This window comes from Chamaesiphon sp. (genome assembly GCF_041737865.1).
Classification (GTDB): Bacteria; Cyanobacteriota; Cyanobacteriia; order Cyanobacteriales; family Chamaesiphonaceae; genus Chamaesiphon.
The window spans coordinates 1-6,604 of record NZ_JBGSQZ010000191.1; the positions used below are offsets into that span (position 1 = coordinate 1).

Genomic DNA, 6,604 nt, shown 5'->3' on the forward strand with positions numbered 1-6,604 from the left:
TTTTTTCCCACGTTCAATTCTAATGTCTTCTATGTCGTTAAAATGTTCTGCTATACTCTGCTTGGGCTTCAGCTTCATTTGAAATGATATTAGTTGCAAATCAATCTAACATAATTAATTAGCTAAAGCTACCTGTAGACACAGACTTTACGTCTTTGATAAATTAAATCTGTATCTAATTTTCACGTATTTTTAATAATAGAAAATTTAAGTGCGTTCACCCTGCGTACAGACTGAGCAAGATAGTCATAAACATGATGCTCACGAACACGCTAGTCATGGATCTCATGATGCCCATAAACACGAGCATGACCCTAAACACAAACAAGAACATAAACATGAACATGCACATGAGAAACACGACCCTCATAATCACGCTCGTCATGCTCATGAACATCATCATCACCATTCCAGCCATTTAGATAATGATGGCTTTGTCTCGATCGCATTTGAAGGAGATCGTCCTTTTGATGTCAAGAAATTTGAAACATTCTTACAATTGCATTTACCATCAGAAGTTTTCCGAGCCAAAGGAATTCTGTGGTTTGCAAATAGTGAAGATGGGCATATTTTTCAACTTAGTGGTGCGCGGTTTAATCTCAATGGTGAGCCGTGGCAATCTGCACCTAAAAATCAGCTTGTATTCATTGGGCGCAATCTAGATGCCGATCGTCTTCGGCAGCATTTAACAGATTGCTTTGCTTAACTCTTAGTATTGCAATTCAATCTTCAATCTTTAATTACTCAACCTAACATCCAAAATGACATTATCAATTTCACCTGACGATATGCGTAAGCAGCTCATTAGCACTGAATCCAAATCCTCCGTCTCCGAAGCAGAGATGCAACAAGCAGTGAGGATGAGGACACTGCTTGTTGGGCTAGGTGAAGATCCAGATCGAGAAGGGTTTCTCGACACTCCCAAACGAGTCGTTAAAGCCCTCAAATACCTGACTTCTGGCTATAATCAATCGCTGGATGAGTTGCGCAATGGAGCGGTATTTCATGAAGATGCAAATGAAATGGTACTAGTGCGAGATATCGATTTATTTAGTTCTTGTGAACACCATATTTTACCGATTATCGGACGCGCTCATGTTGCGTATATTCCCAATGGTAAGGTAATTGGTTTGTCGAAAGTTGCTCGGATTTGTGAAATGTATGCCCGTCGGTTACAGGTACAAGAGCGGTTGACTTCCCAAATTGCTAATGCAATCCAGGGGTTGTTAAAGCCACAAGGGGTGGCGGTGGTGGTTGAAGCGATACACATGTGTATGGTAGCGTGGTGTGCAAAAGCCTGATTCTTGGACTGTGACGAGTTCGATGCAGGGTGTATTTGCGGAGGATGGCAGAACTCGTCAGGAGTTTATGGATTTAATCCGTCACCGTCCATCTTTTCATTAGGGGGTTGAGTTGCTGCGGGGATCTACCCACACGGACTATAAATGTCCTGCCCTACGGGCACCCCTGTCTTGAAAAGGTGCTCCACTTGGGGAAACCCCTGTTCCCGCACTTTTCGCTCCAAGGAGGGGATTTCTACTCTAGCCTTTGGGCTAGGGTAAGCTGTTTTATATCTAAATCTTTTGATCGTCGAGTCGATTTCAACTCCACTGGATCGGTGACTCAAAAGCGAGATGGTTTTGCATCGGTAGAGGCAGATGAATCTTATGAGATTCCAGGCTTTAAGCTGTCGATCGAGGTCAATTTTACTAGTGGCGATCTCTCAAACTTAGATTGTTATCAGGCGTTGGGAGTATCAGAAGTCTGGTTTTGGGAGGATGGCATTTTAGAAGTCTACTCCCTTCCCAGTCTAGAATTAGACATGAAGCGGAGGAAGATTCATGAATCGATCGGAGCAGCTACAGCGGTTCTCAGGAACATAGGGGACACTTGAAATCCTGTACCTCTTCCCAAATCAGGCTTTTGAAGATCGATGTACCCCATCAACCCGCAAACCGCTGACAGAGCTTAATCAATTGGATCGCTCGCTATTGTCAAGAGGGGCTAAAGGGATTAGTCACACCGACAAAATCGAAAAGAGTACAGCGGTTAGGGGAGCGAGAAAAAGAAGAAGTAAAGAAGATGCTTTTGGAGCAGAAACCAACAGACTATTCGATCGATAGACAGATATGGACCGGAAAAATAATCATTGTGCTGCTAGGGACAATTTCTCTTTGAGCCATCTGCTCAAACCTGCAAGGGCAAATGCACTCGCGCCTTAACTTGTCACAGATGGGGTCTCCCGCCCAGTTGGGAACCCCCAAGAACGCACTTTTCGCTATCAACGATCGACGATCGACTCTCTAATATTGCTCGACCGAGGTAAATTTATGACCAGACTTGGCAGATTCGCCACAGGTGCGGGGAGTCGGAATGATTTTGCCTGGATTGGCTAATTCTTTAGGATTAAATACATGGCGTACCCACTGCATCGTCTCTAGATCTGTTTCGGTAAACATCTCGGACATATAACAGCGTTTGTCCGCACCAATTCCATGTTCGCCAGAAATACTCCCGCCGACTTTGACGCAGAGCTTGAGGATTTCTCCACCCAGGGCTTCCACCTGCTCTAGCGCACCAGCAACAGAATTATCGTACAAAATCAATGGGTGCAAATTCCCATCGCCAGCATGGAAGACATTGGCAACAAAATATCCATATTTTTCGCCCAGTCTCGCAATTTCTTGAAGTACATAAGATAATTGCGTCCGAGGAATCACCCCATCTTGAACATAGTAGTCGGGGCTAATTTTCCCCATCGCTGCAAAGGCAGCTTTGCGCCCCTTCCACAGGCGCAACCGTTGTTCTGGTTCAGTCGCGACGGCAATATCTCGCGCCCCATTCTCGCGGCAGATATCGGCGATTCGCGCTTGATTTGTAGCTACTTCTAATACCGAACCATCGATTTCGATCAGGAGGATCGCGGCGGCATCGCGAGGATAACACTGGGTAGCGACAACATCTTCAACGGCGTTGATGCTGAAATTGTCCATCATCTCGATTCCAGCGGGAATAATCCCCGCGCTAATGATGCCAGAGACTGCGCTACCTGCCGCTTCAACGCTTTCAAAATCTGCTAATAGGACGCAGATGGATTCGGGAGTTTTGAGGATTTTGAGGGTGATTTCGGTGGCGATGCCGAGGGTACCTTCGGAGCCGACAAATAAGCCCGTCAAGTCGTATCCAGGCATTTCGCCAATTTCCCCACCGACATCAACAATTTCCCCACTGGGAATGACTAATTTCAATCCGAGGACGTGATTGGTTGTTACCCCGTACTTGAGACAGTGAACACCGCCGGAATTTTCAGCAATATTACCACCGATCGAACAAATCACCTGACTCGAAGGATCTGGGGCATAATAAAAGCCGCCGCCACTAACAGCTTGAGTCACCCAATTATTAATTACTCCAGGTTGAACGACTACCCGTTGATTGTCCAAATCTACTTTGACGATCTGATTCATCAACGACGTGACAATCAATACGCAATTTTCGACAGGTAGTGCGCCACCAGATAAACCCGTCCCCGCGCCCCGCGCAATCCAGGCGACATTATTTAGATCGCAAATTTCCACCGCTGCGGCTACTTGGGCGGTAGTTTTGGGCAAAATAACTAGAGCTGGACGTTCGCGATAGCTAGTCAAACCATCGCACTCATAAGTCATCAATTCTTCCCGCCGCTGAATGATACCTTTGATACCGACGACTGCCGTTAGTTGTGCAATAATCGGTTTCCAGTTACGTTCTGTAGATTTTTCTGCTAGTAGCATACGATCGCGGCTGAGGGCTGAAGGGCATCTGCTCTACATTATCAATTATCAATTATTAATTATCAATTAATAACTAGCCTTAATCTCTCCATTACCTGAATTTTACCTTCACCGAGTAATCTAAGTTCAGATTTTGGAGCGAAAATTATGCTGTCAATCGTTCAAAGTACAGAACTAGACTACTCACAACAACAGCATCAACAGGCTTCTGTCCTCAACAAGCGGCTGTATTTTCACACCAAAGGTGATGAGATTCCATTGTTTCCTGAGGGTGTGTGGCAAGTTACCCAAGGATTGGTGCAGTTGAGTGCCAACTACGAGGATGGAGAGCAGGTATTATTTGGATGGGCTGCGACTGGAGCCTGGTTTGGGACGCACGGATCTGATACATTAGACTATCAAGCGATCGCACTATCACCAGTGTATCTGAGGTGGCTGCGTCTAGATGAAATTGAGAGTTCGATGCGACTGTCGCAGCTCTTGCTCCCTCAATTAGCCAAACGGATGCGCCAAGCCGAACTACTACTGATTATCAACGGTCGCAGACATACTGTCGAAAGGTTAAGAGGTTTATTATCATTGCTTCGCTCTGAATTGGGTGAGTCATTACCAGATCGTCAGACGCGGATTGGTTACAAGTTTACCCATCAACAGTTGGCTTGCGCGATCGGTACTACACGAGTAACAGTCAGTCGGATGATGGCACAGTTTCAATCTAAAGGCTATCTGAAACTCGATCGTCACCGTCATTTAATTTTAGAGGATAGCTACTTTAGCAATATCGGTAATTAAATTAATTGATAATTGCGGATGCGCGCTCGTCGGGTTCCCCGACGGTTTAGCGGCGTTTTTATTCGGGGGTTCCCCCCGAATAAAAAAACGACAAGACAGCGCACCAAGCAGATAATTGGGTTTTTAGGATGGGAATTTAAACCCCGACTCTTTGTTAAATTGGTTAAAAGTTAAGTTTGGCGTTATTAGATCTAAAATCCACCCATACGCTTTAGGGGGCAATCCTACAGCTTGTGGGTGGATTTTAGATCGTTAATTAAACTTGCTTGTCGATCGATCCACAACATTACCACTCATCGGATTGACAGATACTTTTGCATTCTTGGTGAACAAGCGGAAATACAAAGACTGAAACAACTCCTTCATCGGGAACAGCAGATAGGTAATCGGATTAATCGTCACAATAATATCCCGAAAATCTCGCTTTGCTAAAAAGATAATTGCCCTAGCCACCCAAGGTGCAGACATCACGCCATAGGGGTTGAGCTGACTCTTGAAAGGGCCTAATACCAATTTACGAATAATACAGGGTGCCTCTAATCGACGAAGTGTTACCAAGTCACCGAGAGCGCGTTTAGACAATTCATAGAGAGGGCTAAACGCTGGATTGACTTCGGCTTCCGAGGTATTGATCCACAGTTCTTTGGTCGCTCGTTCGTGCGATCTCGTCACAGTATTGAGAAATAAATCCGTCAGTCTAAGTGTTGAAAAAGTATTCACTTCATAAGACTGGTAAACTGATGCGGGAGATCGATCGCCGTAGACATTAGCACCATGATTGACGATCAGAATATCTACTTCTTGGAGGTGAGATAGCAGATCTGATTCAGCTCCTAGCTCCCAAGCTAAGGTCGTTGTACCTGGTTTAAATACTGCTGCTGGACTAGTGGTAATCGCGATGACTTTTGCACCTTGGCGGGACAATTCTTCAATCAATCCTTGTCCTAAAGCACCCGAAGCACCAGTAACAGCAACTACTTTTCCTTTTAATGAGAGACTGGTACCGATCATTCGATCGACTGAGGTGAAATGTCCGGCAAAATAAGCATTAGTCTCATCAAAATGATGTCGCCAATGATAAGTGCGGTTTACCCGCCACAGAGCCGGAATCCCCACTAAATCTCCAGGCTTGTGACTGAGATCCGTTGCGAGTAACATCCCTTGAGAGCGCAATACAGCAGGAACCAAGAATACAAAGGAATAAACACAACCCAGCCACATCCCAGGACTTTGAGTCAAGATCGCGATCGCTGCTGTCAACCCTACCATGCACAGGGCTTCAGGTACATCGTTGTACAGTTGAGATTTTTTGTAAGTCTCCATATTAGCAATGGAAAAATCTCGCCGATAAGCTTTGTGATGGAGCAGATGGAACTGCTTGATTGGCTGCCAATAGTGCCCTGCGATGTGGTAGATGTCCCGCACCACTTCAGCTAAAAGGATGGAGATGATGCCAAGGATAAATTGCATGGTGAATGGATAAAGATAGCAGTTTGCTGTCGATCGCAGCGATTAATATATCATAAATTATTATTGGAATCGTTCGATCGTGAGCAGCCATCAGATTTCGCTCGAATTAAACTTAAATTCAAGTTTCGGTCGCATATAATAGTGCTATCCACTCATCCCGCGCCGATAATGGGCAAAAATAAGTTAACCGTAATTGCTGGTACTGGTTCGATCCTAGCTGCTGCACTATTTACAGATCCCAGTTATGCCATGCCACTGCAAAGCTTTGGCGATCGCGATCGCCAAGTTGTAGATGGAGCATCTGTGCCAGAGAATCGAGTTAATACTTCCCAATCGAGTGAAGACGGGATTTCACCATTGAATTACGAACGCCGATTGCAGCAAACAGCTCTGAGTAAATTTGGGTGTGGCTGTACCAATTGTGTAACGGCGATTCGCCAAGAAGTAAAATCTGGCGAACTTGCGATCTAATTCAGTGTCACGCCTAATTGCTGTGCCGCCATTCTACAGCCATTGCAATCACAACTAAAGGTTTTTCCAGCAAGCTGCTTTTGTCGTGCGAGTAAAGC

General features: G+C 45.2%; 6 protein-coding genes and 1 pseudogene. 5 read left to right on the plus strand and 2 right to left on the minus strand.

Annotation, left to right across the window (positions count from 1 at the left end):
• Positions 1-211: 211 nt before the first annotated feature.
• The 3 genes and pseudogenes from ACEW9J_RS14325 (at position 212) to ACEW9J_RS14335 (ending at position 1,894) form a co-directional block, all read left to right on the plus strand.
• Entirely contained in the window at positions 212-706 is a 495-nt protein-coding gene (locus tag ACEW9J_RS14325) for a GTP-binding protein (RefSeq protein WP_373545792.1), read from the plus strand.
• Positions 707-761: 55 nt separating this feature from the next.
• A pseudogene (folE, locus tag ACEW9J_RS14330) lies at positions 762-1,404 on the plus strand (GTP cyclohydrolase I FolE).
• A gap of 214 nt (positions 1,405-1,618) precedes the next feature.
• Positions 1,619-1,894 carry a hypothetical protein gene (locus ACEW9J_RS14335; protein ID WP_373545793.1) on the plus strand — a complete coding sequence of 92 codons (276 nt, stop codon included), beginning with the start codon at positions 1,619-1,621 and terminating at the stop codon, positions 1,892-1,894.
• 409 nt (positions 1,895-2,303) lie between these two features.
• Here the strand turns inward: ACEW9J_RS14335 and glcD are convergent, their stop codons facing one another.
• A complete protein-coding gene (glcD, locus tag ACEW9J_RS14340; RefSeq protein WP_373545794.1) occupies positions 2,304-3,773 on the minus strand; it encodes a glycolate oxidase subunit GlcD in 1,470 nt (489 codons plus the stop codon).
• Between the two features lie 147 nt (positions 3,774-3,920).
• On the opposite strand from glcD, the gene ACEW9J_RS14345 reads away from it, so the two are divergent.
• A complete protein-coding gene (locus ACEW9J_RS14345; protein ID WP_373545795.1) occupies positions 3,921-4,565 on the plus strand; it encodes a Crp/Fnr family transcriptional regulator in 645 nt (214 codons plus the stop codon).
• A 252-nt stretch (positions 4,566-4,817) separates the two neighbouring features.
• Here ACEW9J_RS14345 and ACEW9J_RS14350 read toward each other — a convergent pair whose 3' ends face one another.
• The gene (locus tag ACEW9J_RS14350; RefSeq protein ID WP_373545796.1) at positions 4,818-6,035 is read right to left on the minus strand and encodes a bifunctional sterol desaturase/short chain dehydrogenase; all 1,218 of its coding nucleotides are present in this window, start codon (positions 6,033-6,035) and stop codon (positions 4,818-4,820) included.
• A gap of 168 nt (positions 6,036-6,203) precedes the next feature.
• Here ACEW9J_RS14350 and ACEW9J_RS14355 point away from each other — a divergent pair, with 168 nt between their 5' ends.
• A complete protein-coding gene (locus tag ACEW9J_RS14355; protein WP_373545797.1) occupies positions 6,204-6,506 on the plus strand; it encodes a hypothetical protein in 303 nt (100 codons plus the stop codon).
• Positions 6,507-6,604 lie beyond the last annotated feature (98 nt).

Bases quoted from the DNA above. Each gene is read 5' to 3' on its own strand.
- ACEW9J_RS14350 (WP_373545796.1), bottom strand. From the start codon at position 6,035: ATGCAATTTATCCTTGGCATCATCTCCATCCTTTTAGCTGAAGTGGTG.
- ACEW9J_RS14345 (WP_373545795.1), top strand. From the start codon at position 3,921: ATGCTGTCAATCGTTCAAAGTACAGAACTAGACTACTCACAACAACAG.
- ACEW9J_RS14355 (WP_373545797.1), top strand. From the start codon at position 6,204: ATGGGCAAAAATAAGTTAACCGTAATTGCTGGTACTGGTTCGATCCTA.
- glcD (WP_373545794.1), bottom strand. From the start codon at position 3,773: ATGCTACTAGCAGAAAAATCTACAGAACGTAACTGGAAACCGATTATT.